This window comes from Rhizobium bangladeshense (genome assembly GCF_001662075.1).
GTDB classification, from domain to species: Bacteria; Pseudomonadota; Alphaproteobacteria; order Rhizobiales; family Rhizobiaceae; genus Rhizobium; species Rhizobium bangladeshense_B.
In genome coordinates, this window is the sequence record NZ_LYPL01000022.1 from 1 (window position 1) to 26,492 (window position 26,492).

General features: G+C 60.5%; 27 protein-coding genes. 13 read left to right on the forward strand and 14 right to left on the reverse strand.

Going from position 1 to position 26,492, the window contains the following annotated elements; all coding sequences use genetic code 11:
- Positions 1-247: acetyl-coenzyme A synthetase N-terminal domain-containing protein (locus A7X77_RS28850; RefSeq protein ID WP_280950368.1), on the reverse strand; the 247-nt coding region annotated here is incomplete at its 3' end.
- Between the two features lie 229 nt (positions 248-476).
- Here A7X77_RS28850 and A7X77_RS28855 point away from each other — a divergent pair.
- Positions 477-1,178, forward strand: a complete 702-nt coding sequence (locus tag A7X77_RS28855; protein WP_064686261.1) for a DUF1013 domain-containing protein — start codon at positions 477-479, stop codon at positions 1,176-1,178.
- An 81-nt stretch (positions 1,179-1,259) separates the two neighbouring features.
- Here A7X77_RS28855 and A7X77_RS28860 read toward each other — a convergent pair whose 3' ends face one another.
- From A7X77_RS28860 to A7X77_RS28870, 3 genes are all read right to left on the reverse strand, one after another.
- On the reverse strand, positions 1,260-2,195 hold the full coding sequence (locus tag A7X77_RS28860) for a flagellin (protein WP_064686262.1): 936 nt from the start codon (positions 2,193-2,195) through the stop codon (positions 1,260-1,262).
- A 252-nt stretch (positions 2,196-2,447) separates the two neighbouring features.
- A complete protein-coding gene (locus A7X77_RS28865; protein ID WP_064686263.1) occupies positions 2,448-4,358 on the reverse strand; it encodes a propionyl-CoA synthetase in 1,911 nt (636 codons plus the stop codon).
- A gap of 136 nt (positions 4,359-4,494) precedes the next feature.
- The gene (locus tag A7X77_RS28870) at positions 4,495-5,154 is read right to left on the reverse strand and encodes a YggS family pyridoxal phosphate-dependent enzyme (protein ID WP_064686264.1); all 660 of its coding nucleotides are present in this window, start codon (positions 5,152-5,154) and stop codon (positions 4,495-4,497) included.
- 201 nt (positions 5,155-5,355) lie between these two features.
- Between A7X77_RS28870 and leuS the strand changes: the two genes are divergently transcribed.
- From leuS to holA, 3 genes are read left to right on the forward strand one after another with little or no spacing between them, the layout of a single operon-like run.
- Positions 5,356-7,986, forward strand: a complete 2,631-nt coding sequence (gene leuS / locus A7X77_RS28875; RefSeq protein WP_064686265.1) for a leucine--tRNA ligase — start codon at positions 5,356-5,358, stop codon at positions 7,984-7,986.
- Positions 7,976-8,497, forward strand: coding sequence for an LPS assembly lipoprotein LptE (gene lptE / locus A7X77_RS28880; protein WP_064686266.1), 522 nt, complete (start codon positions 7,976-7,978; stop codon positions 8,495-8,497). The genes leuS and lptE overlap by 11 nt, the downstream gene beginning before the upstream one ends.
- Before the next feature lie 10 nt (positions 8,498-8,507).
- A complete protein-coding gene (gene holA / locus A7X77_RS28885) occupies positions 8,508-9,548 on the forward strand; it encodes a DNA polymerase III subunit delta (protein ID WP_064686267.1) in 1,041 nt (346 codons plus the stop codon).
- On the opposite strand, the gene A7X77_RS28890 is transcribed toward holA, so the two are convergent.
- From A7X77_RS28890 to hemE, 8 genes are all read right to left on the reverse strand, one after another.
- Positions 9,549-10,430, reverse strand: a complete 882-nt coding sequence (locus A7X77_RS28890) for a ParB/RepB/Spo0J family partition protein (protein WP_064686268.1) — start codon at positions 10,428-10,430, stop codon at positions 9,549-9,551.
- Positions 10,431-10,461: 31 nt separating this feature from the next.
- A complete protein-coding gene (locus A7X77_RS28895; protein WP_064686269.1) occupies positions 10,462-11,256 on the reverse strand; it encodes a ParA family protein in 795 nt (264 codons plus the stop codon).
- Between the two features lie 19 nt (positions 11,257-11,275).
- Entirely contained in the window at positions 11,276-11,893 is a 618-nt protein-coding gene (gene rsmG / locus A7X77_RS28900; protein WP_064686270.1) for a 16S rRNA (guanine(527)-N(7))-methyltransferase RsmG, read from the reverse strand.
- 25 nt (positions 11,894-11,918) lie between these two features.
- Entirely contained in the window at positions 11,919-13,796 is a 1,878-nt protein-coding gene (gene mnmG / locus A7X77_RS28905; protein ID WP_064686271.1) for a tRNA uridine-5-carboxymethylaminomethyl(34) synthesis enzyme MnmG, read from the reverse strand.
- Positions 13,797-13,865: 69 nt separating this feature from the next.
- Complete coding sequence (gene mnmE, locus A7X77_RS28910) at positions 13,866-15,185, reverse strand: tRNA uridine-5-carboxymethylaminomethyl(34) synthesis GTPase MnmE (protein ID WP_064686272.1); 1,320 nt, start codon at positions 15,183-15,185, stop codon at positions 13,866-13,868.
- Positions 15,186-15,287: 102 nt separating this feature from the next.
- Positions 15,288-16,553, reverse strand: coding sequence for a transcription termination factor Rho (rho, locus tag A7X77_RS28915; protein ID WP_003571435.1), 1,266 nt, complete (start codon positions 16,551-16,553; stop codon positions 15,288-15,290).
- 198 nt (positions 16,554-16,751) lie between these two features.
- Positions 16,752-17,294: a protoporphyrinogen oxidase HemJ gene (hemJ, locus tag A7X77_RS28920; RefSeq protein ID WP_064686273.1), complete on the reverse strand. Its 543-nt coding sequence runs from the start codon at positions 17,292-17,294 to the stop codon at positions 16,752-16,754.
- A complete protein-coding gene (hemE, locus tag A7X77_RS28925) occupies positions 17,291-18,322 on the reverse strand; it encodes a uroporphyrinogen decarboxylase (RefSeq protein WP_064686274.1) in 1,032 nt (343 codons plus the stop codon). Before hemE ends, hemJ begins: the two co-directional genes overlap by 4 nt.
- Before the next feature lie 400 nt (positions 18,323-18,722).
- On the opposite strand from hemE, the gene A7X77_RS28930 reads away from it, so the two are divergent.
- The 5 genes from A7X77_RS28930 to dnaQ are packed head-to-tail and all read left to right on the forward strand — an operon-like array spanning position 18,723 to position 22,356.
- Positions 18,723-19,544: a pyruvate, water dikinase regulatory protein gene (locus A7X77_RS28930; RefSeq protein WP_037115893.1), complete on the forward strand. Its 822-nt coding sequence runs from the start codon at positions 18,723-18,725 to the stop codon at positions 19,542-19,544.
- 33 nt (positions 19,545-19,577) lie between these two features.
- On the forward strand, positions 19,578-20,177 hold the full coding sequence (locus A7X77_RS28935; RefSeq protein WP_064686275.1) for a Maf-like protein: 600 nt from the start codon (positions 19,578-19,580) through the stop codon (positions 20,175-20,177).
- Entirely contained in the window at positions 20,170-21,027 is an 858-nt protein-coding gene (locus A7X77_RS28940; protein ID WP_064686276.1) for a shikimate dehydrogenase, read from the forward strand. The genes A7X77_RS28935 and A7X77_RS28940 overlap by 8 nt, the downstream gene beginning before the upstream one ends.
- Complete coding sequence (gene coaE, locus A7X77_RS28945; RefSeq protein WP_064686277.1) at positions 21,027-21,638, forward strand: dephospho-CoA kinase; 612 nt, start codon at positions 21,027-21,029, stop codon at positions 21,636-21,638. Before A7X77_RS28940 ends, coaE begins: the two co-directional genes overlap by 1 nt.
- Complete coding sequence (gene dnaQ, locus A7X77_RS28950) at positions 21,631-22,356, forward strand: DNA polymerase III subunit epsilon (protein ID WP_064686278.1); 726 nt, start codon at positions 21,631-21,633, stop codon at positions 22,354-22,356. Before coaE ends, dnaQ begins: the two co-directional genes overlap by 8 nt.
- A 96-nt stretch (positions 22,357-22,452) precedes the next feature.
- Here the strand turns inward: dnaQ and secB are convergent, their stop codons facing one another.
- Positions 22,453-22,935, reverse strand: coding sequence for a protein-export chaperone SecB (gene secB / locus A7X77_RS28955; protein ID WP_064686279.1), 483 nt, complete (start codon positions 22,933-22,935; stop codon positions 22,453-22,455).
- Positions 22,936-23,036: 101 nt separating this feature from the next.
- On the reverse strand, positions 23,037-23,543 hold the full coding sequence (locus A7X77_RS28960) for an FxsA family protein (RefSeq protein ID WP_064686324.1): 507 nt from the start codon (positions 23,541-23,543) through the stop codon (positions 23,037-23,039).
- Positions 23,544-23,674: 131 nt separating this feature from the next.
- Here A7X77_RS28960 and A7X77_RS28965 point away from each other — a divergent pair, with 131 nt between their 5' ends.
- From A7X77_RS28965 to A7X77_RS28980, 4 genes are read left to right on the forward strand one after another with little or no spacing between them, the layout of a single operon-like run.
- Positions 23,675-24,379: a Tim44/TimA family putative adaptor protein gene (locus A7X77_RS28965; protein ID WP_064686280.1), complete on the forward strand. Its 705-nt coding sequence runs from the start codon at positions 23,675-23,677 to the stop codon at positions 24,377-24,379.
- Positions 24,372-25,493: a murein transglycosylase A gene (mltA, locus tag A7X77_RS28970; RefSeq protein WP_064686281.1), complete on the forward strand. Its 1,122-nt coding sequence runs from the start codon at positions 24,372-24,374 to the stop codon at positions 25,491-25,493. Before A7X77_RS28965 ends, mltA begins: the two co-directional genes overlap by 8 nt.
- The gene (locus tag A7X77_RS28975) at positions 25,493-26,062 is read left to right on the forward strand and encodes a Smr/MutS family protein (RefSeq protein WP_064686282.1); all 570 of its coding nucleotides are present in this window, start codon (positions 25,493-25,495) and stop codon (positions 26,060-26,062) included. Before mltA ends, A7X77_RS28975 begins: the two co-directional genes overlap by 1 nt.
- Positions 26,059-26,436 (forward strand): helix-turn-helix domain-containing protein, encoded by a 378-nt coding sequence (locus A7X77_RS28980; RefSeq protein WP_010030279.1) that lies wholly within the window; start codon positions 26,059-26,061, stop codon positions 26,434-26,436. Before A7X77_RS28975 ends, A7X77_RS28980 begins: the two co-directional genes overlap by 4 nt.
- The last annotated feature ends 56 nt before the right edge of the window (positions 26,437-26,492 follow it).

Here is a 26,492-nt window from a genome sequence, read left to right on the forward strand (position 1 = left end):
GGCGGTCGATGCAATTGTAGGAGACGTTGGTCTGGCCGTCCTCGAACCACTTGATCGAGACCTTGCCGGTAAAGGAGGTGTTCTTGACCTTGGTATAGGGCTTGAACCAGTCGATCCGCTTGCCGTGCTTGCCCCAGAACTTGTCCGGGTTCTCGACGCTTTCCTCGTACCATTTCAGGTACTTTTCCTTATCGATCAGGGCACGCGCCTTCACCGGCTTCGGCACCGGATGGATCTTCTCCGACATGGAACTCCTCCTCATGGGACATGCGACGGGCCAAGCGATCTATGAGCCCGGACTTCAAATCAGGGCAATTCATAGCAGGTCGCATCGCCACGGCAATTAGACAAAGGTCATTTGATTTCGGATGAATTGCAATTCTGCGACAGTCCAGTTATATAGCGGCATATTTCCCGGACATTGTGGTGACAATCCACGGACCGCGACCGGCGCGGACGATAGAAGGACTATATCCATGGCTCAAACACTGCTCATGCCGAAGGCGACCGCCATCTGGCTTGTCGACAACACGGCGCTGTCTTTCGATCAGATCGCGCAGTTCTGCAAATTGCATCCGCTCGAGGTCAAGGCGATTGCCGATGGCGAAGCGGCGCAGGGCATCAAGGGCCTCGATCCGATCTCGACCGGTCAGCTTTCCCGCGACGAGATCGCCCGCGCCGAAGCAAATCCGAACCACAAGCTCAAGCTCTCCGAACCGAAGGTGCGCGTGCCGGAATCCAAGCGCCGCGGCCCGCGTTATACCCCGGTTTCCAAGCGTCAGGACCGCCCGAACGCCATTCTCTGGCTCGTTCGCAACCATCCGGAGCTGAAGGACGCGCAGATTTCCCGCCTCGTCGGCACAACGAAATCGACGATCGAGCAGATCCGCGAGCGCACCCACTGGAACTCCGCCAACCTCGCGCCGATGGATCCGGTGACGCTCGGCCTCTGCAGCCAGATCGATCTCGACATGGAAGTGGAAAAGGCCTCCAAGGGCCGGCCGCTGCCGACGGCCGCCGAACTTGGCGCGACGCTGCAATCGGCTCAGGAAACCGAACGCCTCACGCCGAGCTACGAGCGCGAAGAGGAAAAGGAAATCGACGCCGACGCCGTCTTCCGCAAGCTGAGCTCGCTGCGCTCGGCTCCGAAGGACGAGGACGAAGAAGATCAGTACTGAGATACCAGCGATTTCATCAAGAAAACCCCGCCGAGCGAACCGCCCGTCGGGGTTTTTTATTGAGGATCGCCTGCCCCCGCATCAACTGCGGAACAGGGTGAGGATGTTCTGTGCCGAGCTATTGGCGATCGAAAGCGACTGGATGCCAAGCTGCTGCTGCGTCTGCAACGCCGAGAGCCTGCTCGATTCCTCCTCCATATCGGCATCGACCAGGCGACCGATGCCCGAGTCGATCGAATCGTGAAGACCGCTGACGAAATTCTCCTGCAGCTGGATGCGCGTCGAGATCGATCCGAGAGCGGAACCGGCAGCGGTCATGGCGCCGAGAACCAATTCGATCCCGGTCAAGGCTGAGTCGAGCTGGCCCTGGGTGAAACCGGTAATGTCGAGATCATAGATTGACGGCATGACGATGACGGTTCCGCCATAGGTACCGTTGAAAGCCGTCCCGATGATGCCGCTGCTCGTCTCGATAGCCCCCGTGCTGGTCATGCCGAAGAGCACATTGCCGAGCGTCCCTGAATCGAGCACGTAGTCCGTCATCCTCACCGAAACGGCATTGCTGCCGTCACGGACGAAGGACGAGACGACGCTCTTCGTTCCGGAAGCGCCGGCCACCCAGTTTTCGCCGGAGAAGGATGCGGATTGGGCAATGCTGAGCAGCTGCTCCTGCAGCTGGTCGAGTTCCTGCTGGATCTTTGTCTTGTCGACGCCCTTTTCCGTGGCGGCAACGATCTTCGCCTTGATTTCGCTGACGATGTCGAGCGCGCTGTCCATGGCCGCATAGGCGGTATCGACCTTGGCCGCACCGAGGCCGAGGGCGTCGGAGACGGCAGAAAGCGCCAGGTTGTCGGAACGCATGGTCGTTGCGATCGACCAGTATGCGGCATTGTCGGCAGCCTTCTCGACACGATAACCGGAGGAAACGCGACCCTGGGTGTCCTTGAGGCTATCGTTTACGCCGCGCAAAGTCTGCAGCGCTGCCATGGCAGCGTTGTTGGTGAGGATGCTCGTCATGATCCGTTCCACATTCGGAGAAAGGGGCATTCCGGACTACAGCGCCGCGCGTCTTTCAGACGCGCAAAGACGCCGGAGCACTTCAACTGCTGCTAATTTTGCCTTTAATCAATTCCGATTTAAGGGATTATGCAGCAGGCCGGTAACGGCAAGCGCATCATGCAAAGCCTGTCAAGCAAGCCTTCGCCGTTAACAAATCCTTGCGCAACATGGTTAACAAATCCTGAATTAGACTTATCAAATGCTTAACCTTTACATTGGCAGAGAGCCGAAACCGCGCTTGCGCAGCGCCTCGGCGATCTCCTCCAGAATCGCCGGATCATCAATGGTTGCAGGCATTTTCCAGGGTATGCCGTCGGCAATTTTCTGCATCGTGCCGCGCAGGATCTTGCCCGATCGGGTCTTCGGCAGGCGGTTGACGGTGATGGCCGTCTTGAAGGCGGCGACAGGCCCGATCTGATCGCGAATCATCGCCACCACTTCTGATTCGATCCCCGCCGATTCGCGAGCGACACTCCGCTTCAGCACCAGGAAACCGCAGGGCGCCTGACCCTTCAGCGCATCGATCACGCCGATAACCGCGCATTCGGCGACATCGGGGTGACGCGCGCAAACCTCCTCCATCGCACCTGTCGAGAGCCGATGACCGGCGCAATTGATGATGTCGTCGGTCCGCGACATGATGAAGAGGTAGCCGTCTTCGTCGACATAGCCGGCGTCGGCGGTTTTGTAATAACCGGGAAACTCGCCGAGATAGGCCGATCGGAAACGATCGTCCGCATGCCAGAGGGTCGGCAGGCAGCCGGGCGGCAGGGGCAGCTTGATGACGATATTGCCGAGCGTTCCTGCCTCGATCGGATGGCCGGCATCGTCGAGCACCGCCACCTCGTAGCCCGGCATCGGCAGCGCCGGCGAACCATGCTTGACGGGCAGCGCGCCGAGGCCGAGCGGATTTGCGGCGATCGGCCAGCCGGTCTCCGTCTGCCACCAGTGGTCGATAACGGGGATGGCAAGCATGCGTTCGGCCCATTTCAGGGTCTCCGGATCCGCCCGCTCGCCGGCAAGAAACAGTGCCCGCAAGTTCGGTATCTTGTAGTTCGCGATCAGTTCGCCGTCCCCATCCTCGCGCCGGATGGCGCGAAAGGCGGTCGGCGCCGTGAAGAGCACGCGCACGTCATGCTCTGCAACGACGCGCCAAAATGCGCCGGCATCGGGCGTGCCGACCGGCTTTCCCTCGAAGATCAAGGTCGTCACGCCCGATATCAGCGGTGCGTAGACGATATAGGAATGGCCGACGACCCAGCCGATATCGGACGCCGTCCAGAAGACCTCGCCCGGGGTCAAGCCGTAGATATTCCGCATCGACCAGTTGAGCGCGACCATGTGCCCGCCATTGTCGCGCACCACGCCCTTCGGCTGGCCTGTCGTGCCGGAGGTGTAGAGAATGTAGAGCGGATCGGTCGCCTCGACGGAAACACAGGCCACTTCGGCGCCGCGATGGCGCGCCACCGCTGCCTCGAAATCCTCATCCCGGCCGCCGACAAGTTCTGCCTGAAGCTGCGGCCGCTGCAGCACCAGACAGTACTCCGGTTTTACCCGCGCAATCTCGAACGCCTGATCGACCAGCGGCTTATAGGCGACGACGCGGCCAGGCTCGAGCCCGCAGCTCGCGGTAATCACCAGCCTGGCGCCGCTGTCGTCGATGCGGGCCGCAAGCTCGCTGGCGGCAAACCCGCCGAAAACCACGGAATGGACCGCACCGATCCGCGCGCAGGCAAGCATCGAAAACACTGCCTGCGGCAGCATCGGCATATAGAGGATGACGCGGTCGCCTCGGCCGATGCCGAGCGCCAGCAGCGTCGCGGCAATGGCCTTCACCTCGCCGAGCACCTCGCCATATGAGAACCGGCGCTTCTCGCCGGTCATGGCGCTGTCGTAGATGATGGCCGTCTCGCCGCCGCGTCCGGCCGCGACATGCCGGTCCAGGCAATTGTGACAGGTATTGGTTTCCGCCCCTGCAAACCAGCGGCCGTAAATACCGTCATCAGGCGAAAACACCCGCTCCGGCGGCTTGAACCAGTCGATCTCGGCAGCGGCTTCGCGCCAGAAGGCTTCGGGATCACGTTTCCAGGCCGCATAGGCCTGATGATAGCCGTTCTGCATCTGCTCCTCCCCAGGACATGCAAGCCGCAAGATCAGTCTACTGCATGTCGGCGCAAAAGTGCGCAGCAGTTTTGGGCGGGCATAGAGAGGCTTAGAACGGGTTGCGCGGAACGGGGAGCCCGACCAAAGCAGCGTATCAGCGCGCGCCGAAAATCGCCGATCCGACGCGGACGCTGGTGGCGCCGAAGGCGATCGCTGTCTCGTAATCGCCCGACATGCCCATGGAGAGTTTCTCAACGCCGCATTTCGACGCGAGCTTTGCCAGCAGGGCAAAATGCGGTCCGGGATTTTCCTCGGCCGGCGGAATGCACATCAGACCTTCGATGGAAAGGCCGAGATCGCCACGGCAAAGCGAGACGAAGGCCGGCGTGTCGTCAGGGGCAATGCCGGCCTTCTGCGGCTCGAGCCCGGTATTGACCTGGACGTAAAGCCGCGGCCTCCTGTCTTGCCGCTTCATCTCCTCGGCAAGGGCGCGGGCAATCTTTTCCCGATCGACGGTCTCGATCACGTCGAAAAGCGCCACCGCGTCCGCCGCCTTGTTCGATTGCAGCGGCCCGATCAGATGCAGCTCGATGTCGGGATGTTCGGCTTTCAGCGCCGGCCATTTGCCCTGGCTTTCCTGCACTCTGTTCTCGCCGAAAATGCGCTGACCGGCTTCGATCGCCGGGCGGATCGCCTCCGCCTCGAATGTCTTCGACACCGCGACAAGCCCAACCGAGCCGGCCGCACGGCCGGCCTGGCGTTCGCCGGCGGCAATCCGCGATCGCACGTCGTTCAAGCGCTCTTGAAGTTCCATCGTTCTGCCTCGACATTTCAGCATGAGAGTGATGGCAATGAACTAGCCAGCCATTCTGTGCTTGCCAAGACCCGCTGCCGCGAAATCGCCCGGCCGGAATGAAGATCGGACGCTTGCAGCGCCTGCAAAACTTGACGCTACGGTGGTTTCATGGTGAAGGTCTCGACCAACCTCCCCTGATTTTCCGGAATTTCGAATACAATGGCCACCGAACGTTATAATCCGCGCGATGCCGAGCCCCGCTGGCAGCAGAAATGGAACGAAGACAAGGTCTTCGAGACCGACAACGCCGATCCGCGCGAAAAATATTACGTCCTCGAAATGTTCCCCTATCCGTCGGGGCGCATCCATATGGGCCATGTCCGCAACTACGCGATGGGCGATGTCGTCGCCCGCTATAAGCGAGCCCGCGGTTATAACGTGCTGCATCCGATGGGCTGGGACGCCTTCGGCATGCCGGCGGAGAACGCCGCCATGGAGCGCGGCGTCCACCCCGCCTCCTGGACCTATCAGAACATCGCCTCGATGAAGGCGCAGCTGAAGGCCATGGGGCTTTCGCTGGACTGGAGCCGCGAGTTCGCCACCTGCGACGTCGACTATTACCAGCACCAGCAGCATCTCTTCCTGGATTTCCTGGAGAAGGGACTGGTCTACCGCAAGCAGTCGAAGGTCAATTGGGATCCGGTCGACAACACAGTGCTCGCCAACGAACAGGTGATCGACGGCCGCGGCTGGCGTTCCGGCGCGCTGGTCGAACAGCGCGAATTGACGCAATGGTTCTTCAAGATCACCGATTTCAGCCAGGACCTCCTGGACGCGCTGGATACGCTCGATCAGTGGCCGGAAAAAGTTCGCCTGATGCAGAAGAACTGGATCGGCCGTTCGGAAGGCATGACCATTCGCTGGGAGATCGTGCCGGAAACGGCGCCGGCCGGCGAATCCGAGATTACCGTCTATACCACCCGGCCGGATACGCTGTTCGGCGCCTCCTTCCTGGCGATTTCCGCCGACCATCCGCTGGCCAAGGATGCCGCCGCCACGAACGCCGAGATCGAGGCCTTCTGCGAGGAATGCCGCCGCGCCGGCACTTCGCTCGCAGCACTCGAGACCGCCGAAAAGAAAGGCCTGGACACCGGCATCCGTGTGCGCCATCCGCTCGATCCCTCCTGGGAACTGCCCGTTTATATCGCCAATTTCGTGCTGATGGATTACGGCACGGGCGCAATCTTCGGCTGCCCCTCCGGCGACCAGCGCGACCTCGATTTCGCCCGCAAATACGGCCTGCCGGTCGTGCCCGTGGTCATGCCGAGCGATGGCGACGCTGCGAGCTTTTCCGTCGGCGATACCGCCTATGACGGCGATGGCGTCATGATCAATTCGCGCTTCCTCGACGGCAGGACCACCGAAGAAGCCTTCAATATCGTTGCCGACCGGCTGTCGGCCGCTTCGCTCGGCAATACGCCGGTGGCTGAGCGGAAGATCAATTTCCGCCTGCGCGACTGGGGCATTTCGCGTCAGCGCTATTGGGGCTGCCCGATCCCGGTCATCCATTGCGATGCCTGCGGTGTCGTGCCGGTGCCGAAGAAGGATCTGCCGGTGAAATTGCCGGACGACGTCAGCTTCGACCAGCCGGGCAACCCGCTCGACCGCCACCCGACCTGGCGTCACGTCGCCTGCCCGAATTGCGGCAAGGATGCCCGCCGCGAAACCGATACCATGGACACCTTCGTCGATTCGAGCTGGTATTTCACCCGCTTTACCGCGCCGTGGGAAGGCAAGCCGACCGATCCTGAGGCGGCTAACCGTTGGCTGCCGGTCGATCAATATATCGGCGGCATCGAACACGCGATCCTGCATCTGCTCTATTCGCGCTTCTTTACCCGCGCCATGCGCGAGACCGGTCACGTCGCGGCGAGCGAACCCTTTAAGGGCTTGTTCACCCAGGGCATGGTGGTTCATGAGACCTACAGCCGCAACGCCGGCGCCGGCCGTGAATGGGTGGCCCCCGCCGATATCCGGATCGAGGAGATCGACGGCAAACGCCGTGCCCTGCTCTTGGCAACAGGCGAGGAGGTCGCCATCGGCTCGATCGAGAAGATGTCGAAATCGAAGAAGAATGTCGTGGATCCCGACGATATCATCGCCTCCTATGGCGCCGATACCGCCCGCTTCTTCGTGCTGTCCGATTCTCCGCCGGAGCGCGACGTCATCTGGTCCGAAGCGGGTGTCGAAGGCGCTCACCGTTTCACCCAGCGCCTGTGGCGGCTGATTTCCGAAGCAGCCGGCGTCCTGTCGACCGTTGCAGCCGCACCGGCAAGCGAGGGCGAGGCGCTGGCGATCTCGCAGGCGGCGCACAAGACGCTGAAGGCCGTTCAGAACGACTACGACAAGCTCTGGTTCAACAAGGCCGTCGCCCGCATCTATGAGCTCGTCAATGCGCTCGCCGCGCCGCTGACGAGGGTTGCGGCAGGTGAGGGCGATATCGCCTATCGTGCCGCCGTGCGTGACGCGGCCGAGATTCTGATTCAGCTCGTCGCCCCGATGACACCGCATCTTGCAGAGGAATGCTGGGCCACGCTTGGCAATACGGGGCTGCTTGCCCGCACCGACTGGCCGCGTTTCGTCGAAGCGCTCGTCGTTGAAAACGACGTTGTCCTGCCCGTGCAGATCAACGGCAAGAAGCGCGCCGAATTGACAATTTCTCGCGATGCGGATCAGAATGCCGTCACCGACGCCGTGCTGGAACTGGACGCGGTGAAGAATGTGCTGAACGGTCAGGCACCGAAGAAGATCATCGTGGTTCCCCAAAGGATTGTGAACATTGTCGTCTGAAATCGCTCGCAAGCTGGCCCGCAATGCCGGCATCGCCATGATCCTTGCCGCGTCGACATTTCTGTCAGCCTGCCAGGTCCGGCCGCTTTATTCCGAGAACTCGGGCGTCACCGAAAAGCTGTCCTCGGTCGGCTTTTCCGATGCATCCGGCCGCATCGAACAACAGGTGCGCAATCGGCTGATCTTCCTGGCGTCGCGCGGCGCCGGTGAAGCGGCAAATCCGCAGTATCATGTTGAGCTGCGGGCCACGTCGAGCGTCGCCGATACCCTCTTGCGGCAATCCGGCGATACGTCGCGCGCCGGTCGTGTCACCGTCACCGTCACCTATACGCTGAGCGCCATCGTCGATGGTCGCGTCATCAAGGCCGGCAGCCGCCAGGCGACCGCGCTGGTGGATTTCTCCGAGCAGGAATTTGCCAAGCAGAGGGCGATCCGCGATGCCGAGAACCGCGCTGCCGATCAGACGGCGGAATTCGTAGGGGCCGATCTCGCCGCTGCCCTCAGCCGCTGAGGGCGGACAGGTGGCGGAGATCAAGTCCCACGAGTTCGAAACCTTTCTGCAGAAATCGGTGCGGAACTATCGGATTTTTGTCATTTACGGGCCGGATCGAGGTCTGGTATCCGAGCGCGCCGGCCAGCTCGCCGGCAAGACCGGCGTCGCGCTGGACGACCCTTTCTCGCTGACAAAACTCGATATCGCAGATCTGCAAAAGGATCCCGGGCGACTGGTTGACGAGGCCCAATCCATTGGGCTGTTCGGCGGCGACAAACTCATCTGGATTCGAGGCGCTGCAAACGAGAAATACCTTGTCGATTCGCTGGCGCTCTTGGCTGAAAAACCGCTCGAGGCCGCCTATCTGATCGTCGAGGCCGGCGATTTGAAAAAGGGATCGCTGCTGCGCAAGACCGCGGAAGCCGCGCGCGCCGTCATGACTGTGCCGTCTTATGCCGATGATAGCCGCGCCTTGAACGGCTTGATCGATGCTGAACTCGGGGCGGAAAAGCTTGGCATTACACCGGCGGCGCGCCAGGCGCTGATCGCACTGATCGGCGGCGATCGTATCGCTTCACGCAATGAAGTGCGCAAGCTCGCCCTCTACTGCCGCGGCCTCGATACGGTCGAAGAACATCACGTTACCGAAATAATCGGCGATGCCAGCGCGATCTCTGTTGATGATGCCGTCGACGCCATCCTCGGGGGCGACCTCAACGGCTTCCTCCACGCTATGCAAAAGATCAGCAGTTCGAGAACGGCAATCTTTCTCGTGCTGCAGGCCTGCCTGAAGCAGTTCCAGCTTCTGGATACCATGCGTGCAGAGATGGAAGAAAAGCGCTTGCAGGCGCCGCAGGTGATGCAGACAATGGGACGGCATCTGCATTTTCGCCGCAAGCCGATCCTCGAGCAGGCGCTTCGCCAGTGGCCCGCGGAAAGTATCGCGCGTGAATCCAACCGTCTGCAGGCGGCCATTCTTCAGAGCCGGCGTCGGCAGGTGCTGGAAGACAGCGTTGCGATGCAAACACTTCTCTCCACCACTCTACAATCCGGTCGCAAGTTGGCGTGATTATCGCCGTTCCAGCAAGCGGCAGACTTCCTCGAGCTGCTCGAGCGACTTGTAGGATATTTTGATCTGGCCGCCGCTCGTTTTGTGATTGATTGACACATCGAGCCCGAGGGCATCGGACAGCGTACGTTCCAGCGCCAGCGTATCCGAGTCCTTTTGATCGCGGCGCAAAGCCGGCTGCTGCGGCTCTGATTGCGCCTTGATATTGTTCTGCGCCAGCTTTTCGGCATCACGCACCGACATGCCCTTAGCAACGATCGTGCGGGCAAGGCTTGCCGGATCGGGCGTCGACACCAGCGCACGCGCATGTCCGGCCGAAAGACTGCCGGCGGCCAACAGATCGCGAACCGGATCCGGCAGTTTCAGCAAACGCAGCGAGTTAGCGACATGGCTGCGGCTCTTACCGATAATTTCGCCGAGATCGTTCTGGGTATAGCCATATTCCGCGATAAGCTGCTCATAGCCCAACGCCTCTTCAAGAGGATTGAGATCCGCGCGCTGCACGTTTTCGACAATGGCAATCTCGAGCGCCGTTTTATCGTCGACGTCGCGGATAATGACGGGGATCTCGATCAGGCCGGCAAGCTGCGCTGCGCGCCACCGCCGTTCGCCGGCGATGATTTCATAGCGGTCCCGCTCCATCGTTCGCACCACGATCGGCTGCACGATGCCATGCTGCCGAATGGAGCTGGCAAGATCGTGCAATTCGGTGTCGTCGAAGAAACGACGGGGATTGCGGGGGTTGCGACTGACGAATTCTATCGGGATCATCCGATCGGCGCTGACGGTTCGTTCAGCCTCCACCGGAACAGGTTGATCCATTTCACCAATCAGCGCCGCAAGGCCACGGCCCAATCGCCTTTTCGATATATCGTCATTCATGATCTACACTCACCTGCATCCTGAAATGATTTTACGCGGCCAGTCTCTGGCGCTCCCGCTGAATGACCTCGGAGGCCAGCTGCAGATAGGCCTGGCTGCCCGCGCATTTCAGATCATAAAGAATGGCCGGCTTGCCGTAGGACGGCGCCTCGGACACCCGGACATTGCGCGGAATTAACGTATGGTAAACCTTCTCGCCGAGATGCGTGCGCACATCATTGACCACCTGTTGGGCAAGATTGTTGCGGGCATCGAACATCGTCAGGACGATGCCCTGGATATCCAGCCGCGGGTTGACCGTCCGGCGCACCTGACTGACGGTTTCGAGCAGCTGGCTCAGCCCCTCGAGCGCGAAAAACTCGCACTGCAGCGGCACTAGCACCGAATGGGCCGCTGCCATGGCATTCATCGTCAGCAGGTTGAACGAAGGCGGGCAATCGAGAAGAATATAGGAAAACGCCATGGCTTCAGCGGACGACAGCGCCTTCCGCAATTTAAAGACACGATCGCTCTGCTGCGAGATTTCCATCTCGATGCCGAGCAGATCCATGGTCGATGGCACGATGAAGAGGTTGGGAACCGCAGTTTCCAGCGTCACCTCAGTGATTCCGCGCTCTCCGACCATCAGATCATAGGAGGAAAGCTTGCGATCGCGACGGTCGATGCCAAGGCCGGTGCTGGCATTGCCCTGCGGATCGAGATCCACGATCAGGACGCGCTCGCCGATGGCGGCCAGCGCTGTTGCCAGGTTGATGGCGGTGGTCGTTTTGCCAACGCCACCCTTCTGATTTGCGATGGTGATTATCCGATGTCGTTCGCCAGCCATTGCCGCAATATCCGATCTGTTAAACCAAGCGCCGGAGATTCGATATTTCCAAAATAACAGATTCCTGCTCGACGGCGCTCTTATGTTCTAACAGATCGAATTCCCACCGGCCACGTGCTTCGTCGATTTCCCTCAGGTAATCCCGGCCTTTATGAAAAAACCCACGACAATTTTCCTTGCCAAGCATCCAAGGCGCTGCATAGCCGATCAGTCCGTCGAGGTCGGCGAGGGCTCTGGCTGAAATCGCATCACACTCGCCGATCTCGGCATGGCCATCCTCGATTCGAATGGCATGAACGCTCCCGCGTGCATTTGTCTCCCACAGTGCGGTTCGCAAAAATGCTGCCTTTTTGTGGTTGCTTTCGACAAGATGCACCCACCCATCCTGTAGTTCCGCCAGGAAGATCGCGGTGATCACGCCAGGAAAGCCGCCGCCGCTCCCGAGATCGACCCAGCGAACCGGCTCGGGGTAAATCTGGAAAATCTGGCTGCTGTCCGCGATATGACGCCGCCACAGATCATCGAGCGTCGATGGCGCGACGAGATTGATGGCTTTTGCCCATTTCTGAAAGAGTGCCGCAAAATGTTCGAGTCGTGCCTGTGTTTCACGTGAAACACGTAATCCGTTCAATTCCATTCTCAAAAGACTCTCGAATCTTGTGTTAGGCAGTTTGGCGCTCTGCACCGCTCCGCCGGCGCAAATGCACCAGCAACAGCGCGATAGCCGCTGGCGTCATGCCCTCGACGATCGCTGCCTGCGCCACGTTGAACGGGCGGGCCGCACTAAGCTTCGTCTTCAGCTCGTTCGACAGGCCGGAAAGCGCCGAATAGTCGAAATCATCAGGAATCCGCCGCTCCTCATCACGCTGCTGATCGGCAATGGCCGCAGCCTGCCGGTCGAGATAAACGGAGTAGCCCGCTTCGATCTCCAAGGCCTCGGCAACCGTCGGCCGGATCTCGCCCAGGGCATCCGGCCAGACCTGCCGGAGGGCGGCAAAGTCGTAATCCGGGTAGGACAATAAATCATAGGCCGTCCGGCGCTGACCATCCAGATTGATGTTCAGGCCGGCGCGCCGCGCTTCATTGGGGGTCACCGTCAGCGACATCAGCTGGGCGCGCCCGGCGTCGACATCTGCTTGATAGGCTGTAAATCGCCGCTCGCGTTCACTGCTGACGCAGCCAAGCCGCATTCCGAGCGGTGTCAGCCGGACATCGGCATTATCGGCCCGCAGGGTCAGCCGATACTCCGCGCGCGAGGTAAACATCCGATACGGCTCCGTAACGCCTCTCGACGTGAGGTCATCGATCATAACCCCAATGTAAGAGTTCGTTCGGCTGAAATGGAACGGATCCGAATCGGTGCTTCGCAGTGCAGCATTCAATCCCGCCGCCAAACCCTGCGCTGCTGCCTCCTCATAACCGGTGGTCCCGTTGATCTGGCCGGCGAGAAACAGGCCTCTCAACCGTTTGGCTTCAAGCGACGGCGTCAGTTCCCGCGGGTCGACATGATCATACTCGATGGCATAACCCGGCTGGAGGATCCGCGCCGTCTCGAGTCCGGGAATGGTCTTGATGAATTCCGCCTGGACCTCGGCCGGCAGCGACGTCGAAATGCCATTCGGATAGACCGTATCGTCGTCGAGGCCCTCGGGCTCGAGAAAGACCTGATGGCCGTCGCGTTCGCCGAACTTGACCAGCTTGTCCTCGATGGATGGGCAGTAACGCGGCCCCACACCTTCGATCTGCCCGGAATACATGGCCGAGCGCTTGATGTTGTTTACGATGATCCGGTGTGTCGCTTCGGTCGTCCGGGTGACGCCACATTCGATCTGCCGCGTCGTGATCGAATCCGTCATGAAGGAAAAGGGCACAAGGTCCTCGTCCGCACCCTGCCGACCGACGGACTGCCAGTCGATGGTCTTGCCATCCAGTCGGGCCGGCGTGCCTGTCTTCAATCGCCCGAGGCACAGCCCCAGCCGGGCCAGAGTCGCCGACAGCCCGAGCGAAGGAGGTTCGCCGACGCGGCCTGCGGGTGTTTTTTCCGAACCGATATGGATCAGACCGCGCAAAAACGTGCCGGTCGTCAACACGACTGCCGGCGCTTTCAGCCGCCGGCCATCCTTCATGATCAGGCCGGCAACACGGTTATCGACGACGTCCAGATCGAATGCGTCGCCCTCGACGATATCCAGGCCTGTTGTCGCTTCGATCGCCGCCACCATCGCCAGTCGATACAGCTTGCGATCCGCCTGCGTTCGCGGACCGCGGACAGCCGCACCCTTCTTCCGGTTCAGCATTCTGAACTGAATACCGGCAATATCGGCGACCCGGCCCATCAGACCGTCCATCGCGTCGATCTCGCGGACCAGATGTCCCTTGCCAAGCCCGCCAATCGCCGGATTGCAGGACATGACACCAATCGTGTCTCGCCTGTGGGTGACCAAAGCGGTTTTCGCCCCGAGGCGGGCAGCTGCACTGGCAGCCTCCGAGCCCGCATGGCCGCCGCCGATCACAATCACATCATAGACATTGCCGGTCATCTTAAACTCCAACTCGGCGGGGTTTTCACGTGAAACTCGGGCGACACAGCCAAGAAGGTTTCACGTGAATCATTTGCCGATACAAAACTCCGAGAAGATCACGTCGAGCAGCTGCTCGACATCCACCCGCCCGGTAATCCGTCCCAAATACTCAGCCGCCAGGCGAAGCTGCTCCGTGCGCAGTTCGAGATTCGTCTCGCTCTGCGAGATTGCCGCGTCGAGCGCTGCCAAACATTTCGCCAGCGAATCCTTGTGCCGCTGTCGGCTCGGGATCGCCATAGACAGGCCATCAAACCGCTCTTTGACGACGCGCCCGATCAGCGCCCGCAATTCCGGCAGGCCTTCGCCGGTTGCCGTCGAAATCTGCAGATCATATCGATCGGAACCAGTCTCGATGAGATCCTTCTTCGTTCCGACCCTAACATGTGGCAAAGCCTGGTCCAAGTCGGCAGGAATGACGGGATCGCTCACATCGACCAGCAACAGCACAAGATCGGCATCGCGAAGCGCAACCCGCGCCCGCCGCACGCCTTCCATCTCCACCCGGTCGTCCGCCTCACGCAGACCGGCCGTGTCATAGAGTTTGACAAGATAGCCGTCAATGTCGAGATCGACCTGCAGGACGTCACGGGTGGTTCCGGCAATATCCGTGACGATGGCGACGTCGCGTCGGGCGAGGGCATTCAGCAGGCTCGATTTTCCCGCATTCGGCGCGCCGGCGATGACCACCTTAAAGCCGTCCCTGATAATCTCACCCGCCGAAGCCGCGTCGAGATGAAGCCCGATATCATTGCGAAGGCGATCCATGTCGGCCCAGACCATATCCGACACTGATCCGGGGACATCATCCTCGTCGGCAAAATCGAGTTCCGCTTCGATCAAGGCGCGCGCGCGGGTCAATCGTTCCGCCCACGAATCATATACCGCCGAGACGCCGCCAGCGCTGTGTTCAACGGCAAGGCGGCGCTGCATCTCCGTCTCAGCCCCGATGAGATCGGCCAGGCCCTCGACCTCGACAAGATCAAGCTTGCCGTTTTCGAAAGCGCGTCGTGAAAACTCGCCTTCAATCGCCATACGAACAGCTGGAGTATCACCCAGCGCCTGGAACAGCGCTGCCAGGACAGCCTTGCTGCCATGGATCTGCAGCTCGGCGACGTCCTCGCCGGTAAACGAGTTTGGAGCGGGGAAAAACAGGACCAGACCGCTATCGATCGGCTGGTTGTTACGTGCCCGAATCGTTCGATACGAAGCCAGCCGATCGGGCGGGACCGACCCGGTCAGCCTGGCCAGAAGATCTCTGGTCAACGGACCGCTGATGCGAATGACCGAAACACCCGAGGGCGGGGCGCCGCTCGAAAGCGCATAAATCGTATCATTCACCATGGCCATGCGTCCGCTTGTCAGTTCGAATCCGAATCGATTGTTCTCAAATAAAAAGCTGGCGACATCGAGGCGATGCGCCAGCTCTCAAAGGACGAATCCGGCTAAGGATCAGGTATTCATCGAGTCGAAGAAGTCGGAATTGTTCTTCGTCTGCTTGAGCTTGTCGATCAGGAATTCGATCGCATCCGTGGTACCCATCGGGGCGAGGATACGGCGAAGAACGAAAATCTTCTGCAAATCCTGGCGCGGAACCAGGAGGTCTTCCTTACGCGTGCCGGACTTGAGGATGTCCATCGCCGGGAAGATGCGCTTGTCGGCGACCTTGCGGTCGAGGACGATTTCCGAGTTGCCGGTGCCCTTGAACTCTTCGAAGATCACTTCGTCCATGCGGCTGCCGGTATCGATCAGCGCCGTTGCGATGATGGTCAGAGAACCACCTTCCTCGATGTTGCGCGCGGCGCCGAAGAAGCGCTTCGGTCGCTGCAGCGCATTGGCGTCGACACCGCCGGTCAGAACCTTGCCGGAGGAAGGGACGACGGTGTTATAAGCGCGGCCGAGGCGTGTAATCGAGTCGAGCAGAATGACGACGTCACGGCCATGCTCGACGAGACGCTTGGCCTTTTCGATGACCATTTCGGCCACCTGGACGTGACGCACCGCCGGTTCGTCGAAGGTCGAGGAAATAACCTCGCCGCGGACGGAACGCTGCATGTCCGTCACTTCCTCCGGACGTTCGTCGATCAGAAGAACGATGAGATAGCATTCCGGGTGGTTGGCCGTGATCGAATGGGCGATGTTCTGAAGAAGGACGGTCTTACCGGTGCGCGGCGGCGCGACGATCAATCCGCGCTGGCCCTTGCCGAGCGGCGCCACCAGATCGATCACGCGGGGCGATAGATCCTTGGACGTCGGAATGTCGAGTTCCATCTTGAAGCGCTCATTCGGATAGAGCGGCGTCAGATTGTCGAAATGAACCTTGTGACGGATCTTTTCCGGGTCGTCGAAATTGATGGTGTTGACCTTCAGCAGCGCGAAATAGCGCTCGCCTTCCTTCGGTCCGCGGATCGGTCCCTCGACCGTGTCGCCTGTCTTCAAAGAGAAACGGCGGATCTGCGACGGCGAGATATAAATATCATCAGGGCCGGGCAGGTAGTTGGCGTTGGCCGAGCGCAGGAAGCCGAAGCCGTCCTGCAGCACCTCGACCACCCCTTCGCCGATGATCTCCACATCCTGGCTGGCCAGCATCTTGAGGATGGCAAACATCAGCTCCTGTTTGCGCATCGTGCTTGCATTCTCGACCTCGAGCGATTCGGCGAAAGCCAGAAGATCCGTCGGGGATTTGCTCTTAAGTTCCTGAAGCTTCATTTCAGCCATGAAGTGACCAATACTCTTTTCATTTTCGAAGGGGAAAGGCGATGTTGGGTCGTATTCGGTACTGCGAAAGGGGCTCGCAGACGACTGAACTCTTCACACATGCCACGTAGGTGAGATGCGCGGAAAATAGCGAGTCGCAATCGCCGCCGCAAGGGGGCTGATTAAAATGAAGCAAATTTAACCTGAGGAGGATTTTCCTCAGAACGGCTTCACCACCACGAGGATCACGATCAGGATCATCAGCAGTGTCGGCGCCTCGTTCATGAACCGCCAATAGCGTGCCGAGTGGCGATTTTCGTCGCGCTCGAAAGCGCCGACCGCACGGCTGAAGAACATATGAACGGCGGTCAGCAGCACGACCAGACCGATCTTGGCATGCAGCCAGCCGCCCTGGAATCCATAGACCGACCAGGCGAGATAAAGACCGAAGATCCAGGTCAGCATCATCGCCGGCGTCATGATGATCCGCAGCAGCCGACGCTCCATCACCTTGAAGGTTTCCGACTGCACCGAGCCCGGTTCCGCGTCGGTGTGATAGATGAACAGCCGCGGCATGTAGAACAGTCCTGCCATCCAGGAAATCACCGCGATGATGTGAAGCGCCTTGATCCAGAGATAGAGGTTGTCGGGGTTCCAGGCGAAAAGCCCGACCGCCATCAGCCCGAAGAAGGCCAGGGCAAAATGGGCACGGCGCCGGGCATAAGCGCCGGGCTTCCGATCCGCCTGCCTCTCCCTCGTCACTTCGTCCCCCGCACGCGCTCGACCAGCTGACGCACATGATCGGGGTTGGCCTGGGGCGTGATGCCGTGGCCGAGATTGAAGATCAGCGGTCCATGGCCGAGATGCTGGAGAATATCGTCGATGCCCTCTTCCAGCGCCCGGCCGCCGACAACGACGCGCATCGGATCGAGGTTGCCCTGCACGGGTCCATCTTTCTGAAGTTCGGCAGCGAAGGCCAATGGGACCGACCAGTCCAGGCCAATCGCATCGGCGCCGGTCTTCTGACGATAGGTTTTCAGCTGATAGCCGGCCCCCTTGGCGAAGGCGATGATGCGCGCATGCGGGCGCTGCGACTTGATCGAAGCGATCATCCGCGCAACCGGCCTGATCGCGAAAGCTTCGAACTCCTTCTCCCCGAGAACCCCAGCCCAGGAATCGAATATCTGAACGGCATCGGCGCCGGCGTCGATCTGGGCGACGAGATAGTCTGCCGACACGTCAGCAAGCAGCATCAGCAGATGCTCGAAAGCGCGGGGATATTTGTAGGCGAAGAGACGGGCAGGGGCCTGATCCGGCGTGCCGTGTCCGGCGATCATATAGGTCCCAACCGTCCAGGGCGCGCCGCAGAAGCCGAGCAGGGTCGTCTCATCAGGCAACTCCTCCCGCAACCGTCGCACCGTTTCCAGGACCGGTCTGAGATAGACGACGACGTCTTCCCCGTTCAATCGCGCGATCCCGGCTTCATCGATCGGATCCATCTCCGGCCCATGCCCTTCGGTGAACCGGACATTCCGCTTCATTGCATCGGGAATGACCAGAATATCGGAAAAGAGGATGGCTGCGTCGAAACCATAGCGGCGGATCGGCTGCAGCGTCACCTCGACGGCGTAATCGGGCGTGTAGCAGAGATCGAGAAAACTTCCGGCCTTCGCCCGGGTTTCTCTGTATTCCGGCAGATAACGTCCCGCCTGCCTCATCAGCCAGAGAGGAGGAGGGCTCAGGCTTTCGCCATCGAGAACCCTCATGATCTTTCGGCGCGTGTCGCTCAAGCGCTTCTTCCCTATAAAAAATCAAAGATATTTTAAAAGGTTTCTATTTCTTAGAGTCGGTGTCTATCAAGGATTAAAATCCATCCACTGCCGATGCCATTTGTCGCGCGGCCGCTATAAAACTCGAAAAGAATTTTCCGATTCTCCAAAATTTCGGGGAGGAGGCGAATCCGAAAATGATTCCAAAACCTTGCCCGGCAATCGATTTTCTCCCTCCTGTGGATAGCTTGTGGAGCTTTCGTCGACAAACCGATTTCGTCCCCATCCTCCACAGGACCTGGCAAAACCGATCCGCAAAGTTCGAAATGTGGATAAGGCGGCATGTTTTCCCTTGCCCGAGGCAGCCCCACCGCCTTAGCTCTCCATCATCCAGTGTTTTCAACAGGCAGCGGAAAATAGCGTGGAGAACAGAACGAACTTCTTTCATCTGCATCTGATTTCTGACTCGACGGGAGAGACTCTGATCTCTGCCGGCCGCGCCGCCTCGGCGCAGTTCCGATCCGCTCAGCCGATCGAGCACGTCTATCCGCTGATCCGCAATCGCAAACAGCTGCTGCCGGTTCTGCAGGCGATCGACGATGCGCCCGGCATCGTGCTCTACACCATCGTCGACCGGGAACTGGCGAGCCTGATCGACGAGCGCTGCACCGAAATGGGCGTCGCCTCGGTCAATGTGCTGGAGCCGGTCATGAATGCGTTTCAGATTTATCTCGGCGCTCCGTCGCGTCGCCGGGTCGGAGCCCAGCATGTGATGAATGCCGGCTACTTCGCCCGCATCGAAGCGCTGAATTTCACCATGGATCACGACGACGGCCAGATGCCGGACGATTACAACGATGCCGATGTCGTCATCATCGGTATCAGCCGGACGTCCAAGACACCGACGAGCATCTATCTCGCAAACCGCGGCATCAAGACGGCCAACATTCCGATCGTCTACGGCGTGCCATTGCCAGAGAGCCTACTTGTCGCGACTAAACCCCTGATCGTGTGCCTGATCGCCACCACGGATCGCATCTCCCAGGTGCGGGAAAACCGCATCCTCGGAGCGACCCAGGGCTTCGATCGCGAACACTATACCGATCGCGCCGCGATCTCCGAGGAGCTGAAATATGCCCGCTCGCTTTGCGCCCGTCACAACTGGCCGCTGATCGACGTGACCCGCCGCTCGATCGAGGAAACCGCCGCGGCAATCGTTGCCCTGCGCCCGAAGCTGCGCTAAGCGCTGGCGGAAAGCCGGCACTCCGAGGAGCCTATGACAACAAAAATCATCCTTGCATCGTCGAGCCCGTTTCGACGGATGCTGATGGAAAATGCCGGTCTGACCTTCGAGGCGCATGCCGCGGGGATCGATGAAAGGGCGCTGGAAGCGCCGCTGGAAAAAGCCGGCGCGACGCCGGATGCGGTTGCCCTCGCCCTGGCCAGGGCCAAGGCCGAGGATGTCAGCCGCCGTTTTTCTGACAGCATGGTTATCGGTTCAGATCAGACGATGTCGCTCGGCGGCCGCGTCTTCCACAAGCCGAAGGACATGGCCGACGCGGCGGGCCATCTTCACGCCCTGTCGGGAAAAACGCATCGATTGAACAGCGCCGTTGCCATCGCCACCAATGGCGTGGTGCTGTGGGAACACCTCGCCCATGCGGAGCTGACGATGCGGCCGTTGACGACGGATTTCATTGCCAGGCATCTGGCGCGGGTCGGCGACAGAGCGCTTTCGAGCGTCGGCGCCTATCAATTGGAGGGACAGGGCATTCAGCTCTTCGAGAAAATTGAAGGTGATTATTTCACCATCCTCGGCCTGCCGATGCTGCCGCTTCTGAAGAAATTGCGCGAACTCGGAGCGATCGATGGGTGATTCACGTGAAACATTCGGGCCAAAAGCGTTTGTCACCGGCTTTCCGATCAAGCATTCGCGCTCGCCGTTGATCCACGGATATTGGTTGAAGACGCTTGGCCTGCCGGGCAGCTACCGCGCTCACGAAGTCGCACCGGAAGCCTTCGCCGCTTTCATCGCTTCGCTGAAGGATGGCAGTTCCGGCTTTGCCGGCGGCAATGTCACCATTCCCCACAAGGAGTTGGCCTTCCGCCTCGCCGACAAACCGGACGCGCTGTCGCGCGAACTCGGCGCGTCGAACACGCTGTGGCTGGAGGATGGCCTTCTCCATGCGACAAATACCGATGGCCGCGGTTTCACTGCCAATCTTGACGAATGCCATCCGGGCTGGGACCGGCATGACACGGCCGTGATCTTTGGCGCCGGCGGCGCCAGCCGGGCCGTCATCCAGGCGGTTCGCGACCGCGGCTTCAAGACGATCCACGTCGTCAACCGCACCGTCGAACGAGCGCGTGAACTGGCCGACCGTTTTGGCCCGAAGGTTCAGGCCCATCCGGCCGGGGCGCTTGCCGAGGTCATGAAAGGCGCCGGCCTCTTTATCAACACTACGTCGCTGGGCATGGATGGCGAGGCGGCGCCGCAGCTCGATTTCACCCCTCTTGCTGCCGCCGCCGTCGTCACCGATATCGTCTATGTGCCGCTGAAGACGCCGATTCTGGCGCAGGCGCAAGAGCAGGGCTTTGCGATCGTCGATGGCCTCGGCATGCTGCTGCATCAGGCCGTGCCGGGCTTCGAGAAATGGTTTGGCAAGCGCCCCGTCGTCGACGCCGCACTGCGTGCGCTGATCATTGCGGATATGGAAGCACACTGATGCTGAAGATCGGATTGACCGGCTCGATTGGAATGGGAAAATCGACGGCCGGCAAGCTCTTTGCCGAGGCCGGGATTCCGCTGAACGATTCGGATGCCGTGGTGCACGATCTCTATGCCGGCGAGGCCGCCCCGCTGGTGGATGTCGCTTTTCCCGGCACGATGAAGGACGGCGTTGTCGACCGGCACGAACTCGGCCGCCAGCTGGCACTCGATCCCGACGGCTTCAAACGGCTGGAGGCGATCGTTCACCCGCTGGTCCGCAAGCGCGAGACGGAATTTCTGGCGCACCACCGCGCCGCCGGCGCCGAGATGGTTCTGCTCGATATCCCGCTGCTTTTCGAAACCGGCGCCTCGGAAAGGGTGGATGTCATCGTCGTTGTCAGCACCGATCCACAGATTCAACGTCAGAGGGTGCTTGCGCGCGAAGACATGACCGAGGAAAAATTCGACATGATTCTCTCGCGCCAGACGCCCGATGCAGAAAAACGGCGCCGTGCCGATTACCTGATCGACACCAGCAACAGCATTGAGCAGACGAGGGAACGGGTGCTTGAGATCGTCGCCGATCTGAAAATGCGAATTGCCAAGGGAGATTTCCGGAATGCGTGAAATCATTTTCGATACGGAAACCACCGGCCTCGACAACCGGATGGACCGCATCATCGAAATCGGCGGCATCGAACTCTTCAATCACTTCCCGACCGGCAACACGCTTCATATCTACATCAATCCGGGAGATCAGAAGGTCCATCCGGATGCGCTCGCCGTGCACGGCATTACCGACGAATTCCTGAAAGACAAGAAAGCCTTCGCCGAGGTCGCCGAGGAAATTCTCGCTTTTTTTGGCGATGCGAAATGGATCGCCCATAACGCTACCTTCGACATGGGCTTCATCAATGCTGAATTCGCGCGAATCGGTTTGCCGCCGATCCTGCCGGAGCGGGTGGTCGATACGCTGTCCATGGCGCGGCGCAAACATCCGATGGGACCAAATTCGCTCGACGCGCTCTGCCGGCGTTACGGCGTCGACAATTCGCACCGCGCCAAACATGGCGCGCTTCTCGACTCCGAACTGCTCGCCGAAGTCTATATCGAAATGATCGGCGGCCGGCAGGCGGCCCTTGGCCTCGGCCTATCGGGCCAATCCGGCCAGGCGGCGCGCGGCGAAATGGCGATGGAAGATGATGGCGTGATATCAGCGGTGCTTGGGCGGCCCCGTCCGCTTGCGCCCCGCCTTAGCCAGGCCGAAGCGCAGGCGCATGAGGCGCTGGTCGCCAAGCTCGGCGAAAAAGGCATCTGGTCGAAATTCGGCAGCCCGCCTGAGTGATACGCAACGCCCCTTGCGCGGTTTCAGACGCGGCGCTGAATTGAAAATGCCCGGGACCAGCCCGGGCATCCGCATCTCGGAACTGAAGGAATTCGATCAGTTCGGAACAGCCTGAACCTTGGCGCGGGCCTGCTCTTCGGCGACGCGCTGGGCGAACATCTGCGTGAAGTCGATCGGATCGATCATCAGCGGCGGGAAGCCGCCGTTGCGGGTCACGTCGGCAATGATCTGACGCGCGAAGGGGAAGAGCATGCGCGGGCATTCGATGAAGAGAACCGGCAGCATGTGCTCCTGCGGAAAGCCGGCAATGCGGAAGACGCCGCCATAGACGAGTTCGGTGTGGAACACCGTCTTGTCATCGTCCTTGGCTTCGGCATTCAGCGACAGCACGACATCGAAATCCGTGTCGGAAAGCGGATTGGCATTGACGTTCACATTGATGTTGATCGTCGGTGCCTTGTCGCGCGCCTGCAGCGAACGCGGCGCACCCGGATTTTCGAAGGACAGATCCTTCGTATATTGCGCAAGGATCGAAAGGGTGGGGTTGGTCGCACCGTTGCTGTTGTTGTCGTCTGCCATTGGCTTTTCCTCGAAGGGCATGGGAATGGTGCCGCCATCTAACATTTCGGGGAAGGGCTTACAACCCTGGGCGTTGGGCACCGTTGCTCGGTCGAAGCACCTCAATCACCGAGATGTTTGCCGGACCACGGCGAGTTGCGGTCCGGCTGCCTATGATAATCCTCCTCGTCGAGATCCACCACCTTCGAATTCCGGTTGCCGTCGCGGAAATCCGGTTTCGGGCCGGCGGAAAAGCCGCGCTCGGGGTTGACGACGACGAAGCGCTTGGCGATCGAGCGCCAGACGAGATCGCGCACCGGCGGAATGAGTATGAGGAGCGCGATGATATCGGTGAGGAAGCCGGGAATGATCAGAAGCAGCGCGGCGATGACGTTCATCGCCGGCTTCAGCAGATCGCTGCCGGGCATCACGCCGTTTCGTCCTTCGCTCGACATGCGGCGGAGGATACCGATGCCCTGCCGGCGCAGCAGGACCACGCCGAAAACAAAGCTCGCTACGACAAGCGTAAGTGTCAGCGCCAAACCGAGCGCCCGGCCGACGACGACGAAACCGGCAATTTCGCCAAGCGGCAGCAGCAGAATGAAAGCCGGCAGGATTGAAAAACGCATGGTCGTCATGTCCCGGACTGGCCGGTCTCCTCTTGGCGCCGGCGAAGATGCCAGCCATCATTTGAATCATCTGTATAGGCGGACTATATGGGAGTACAAATCAGAGATGTTAACGGCGGTTGCGATACGATATGAGTTTGAACGACTTCATCACATTATTCTTCCTGGTGGCGGCGGTGCTGATTTTCTTTCAGCTCCGCTCCGTGCTCGGCCGCCGCACGGGAAATGAGAAGCCGCCGCGCGATCTCTATACGCCGCGGGACGCGGCGCCCGCCGAAGCCGCCGATGCCGGCAAGGTCGTTACGCTGCCACGGCGTGATGCGACGGCCGAGGACGAGGATCGCTTCGCCGCCATCGATGCCGTTGCCGCTCCCGGAACGCCGCTCAACGAATCGCTGCGCGCCTTGAACAAGGCCGATCCCTCCTTCAATCCGAAGGAGTTTTTAAACGGCGCCCGCATGGCCTATGAAATGATCGTCATGGCCTATGCCGACGGGGACCGAAAAACGCTGAAGAACCTGCTGTCCCGCGAAGTTTATGACGGTTTCGATGCGGCGATCAGCGAGCGCGAAGCCCGCGGTGAGAAGGTGAAGTCCACCTTCGTCGGGATCGACAAGGCCGAAATCACCCATGCCGAGACGAAGGGCAGCGAAGCGCAGATCACCGTGCGCATCGTCAGCCAGCTGATTTCGGCCACTTACGACAAGGCGGATGCGCTGATCGAAGGCGATGCCGAGAACGTCGCCGAGGTCAATGACCTCTGGACCTTCGCCCGCGATACCCGCTCGCGCGATCCGAATTGGAAACTTGTGGCGACCGAATCGGAACATGAGTGACCACGCATCGGACTTCGTCCTGCAGGCCATAAGCTTCGACACTTTGGAGGGCTGGATGGATGATGATCCCTCCGGCCTTTTTGAAGTCATGCAATGCTGTCGGCGCCAGATCACCGAGGTCAAACCTTACCGCACCGGTTCGCTCGGCCTGAGTTCGGAGGATTTGCTTCCGCTTCTGATCGCCGCCGAAGATTTCACACCGTCCTCTCCCGCATCGGCACGCGGCTTTTTCGAAACACACTGCCGGCCATTCCTGATCCGCCGCAAGGATGGCAATCCCGGCTTCGTCACCGCCTTCTACGAGCCTGAGATCGAGGTATCAGAAACGCCGGATGCCGTGTTTCGTTTTCCCTTCTATCGCCGTCCGGACGATCTGATCGATCTCGACGACGGCAATCGCCCCGCCGAACTGGACGAGGCCTATGCGTTCGGTCGCCGCCATCACGACGGCCGCGTCGGCGCCTATCCGGATCGCCGCGCGATCGACCAGGGTTTCCTCGAAGGCCGCGGCCTTGAAATCGCCTGGGCGAAGTCGAAGGTCGATGTCTTCTTCGTCCATGTGCAGGGCGCCGCCCGGCTGCGCTACAGAAATGGCCGGATCGGCCGGATCACTTACGCGGCGAAGGCCGGCCATCCCTTCTCGGCGATCGGCAAACTGCTGATCGAGCGCGGAGAAATCGACCGAGCGGAGATTTCGATGCAGTCGATCCGCGCCTGGCTGGCGCGCAATCCCGAGCGGGTGGACGAAGTGCTATGGCACAACCGCTCCTATATTTTCTTCCGGGAAGCGGCTGTCGCCGATCCTGAAGCTGGTCCGATCGCGGCCGCTAAGGTGCCGCTTCTTGCCAGCCGTTCGCTGGCCGTCGACCGGCTGATCCATACCTTCGGCTTTCCCTTTTTCATCCGCGCCGAAGGCCTCACCCATCTCGATCAAGGCGCACCTTTCCGCCGGCTGATGTTGGCGCTCGATACCGGCTCGGCGATCGTCGGGCCGGCGCGCGGCGATATCTTCACCGGCTCGGGGGATATGGCGGGAGAAAGTGCGGGCACTGTCCGCAACGCCGCCGATTTCACCATCCTCATTCCCAATGCCGCCGCCGGACGATTCGACTGATGGCCAAGGATCGCAAGCTCAGCGCCGATGAGAGAATCCTCTGGGGCAAGGTTGCCCGCAGCACGCGGCCGATGCCCGGCAAGGCAGGTGAGTTGAGCGAACTCGATACGTTTCTCGCCGAGACGGAAGCGGCGGCGGAACGGGAGAAGGCCCAAAAGCAGCTGCCCGCCTCGTTCACGCCGGAACAGCCGGCAACGCCGTCGGCGTCGAAACGGCCGGCCGGGGTGCATCATCCGCTGGAAAAGCCGGTCAAGCGCAAGATCGCCAAGGGCCGGCTGGCCCTGGAAGCGCGCATCGACCTGCACGGCCTGGTGCAAAGCGAGGCCCATGTCATCCTTCTCGATTTTCTGATCCGCGCCCATGAGCGCGGCATGCGCCACGTGCTTGTCATCACCGGCAAGGGCAGTTCGATGGGCAGCGCCGGTGCGCTGAAGCGGGCCGTGCCGCTCTGGTTCTCGAAGCCGGAATTCCGCTACCTGATTTCTTCCTATGAGCCGGCCGCACAGCATCATGGCGGCGAGGGCGCGCTCTATATCCGCCTGGCGCGGCGGCATGGGGAACGGCCATGACCCCCTTCGGCGAGGCGGTTCGCCGGCTGAGGGCGCGCAAGGGCGTCTCGCAGAAGGAGATGGCGGAAGCGCTGAACGTCTCTCCCGCCTATCTCTCGGCGCTCGAACATGGCAAGCGCGGTCTGCCGACATTCGACCTGCTGCAGCGCATCGCCGGCTATTTCAACATCATCTGGGACGAGGCCGAGGAACTGTTCCTGCTCGCCCGTTCCTCCGATCCGCGCGTCGTCATCGACACCTCGGGCCTGCCGCCGGAATATACCGAATTTGCCAACCGGCTGGCCCGGCGGATCCGCGAGCTTGACAGCGCTGAGATCGCCCGGTTATCGGCTCTTCTCGAAAATGGCGGCAAAGGCGACGGAAAAGCGTCATAATCCCCTGTTTTATGGCTTGTTCAGGGGACTTGCCATTGGGAACCGGGCTCAAAAAA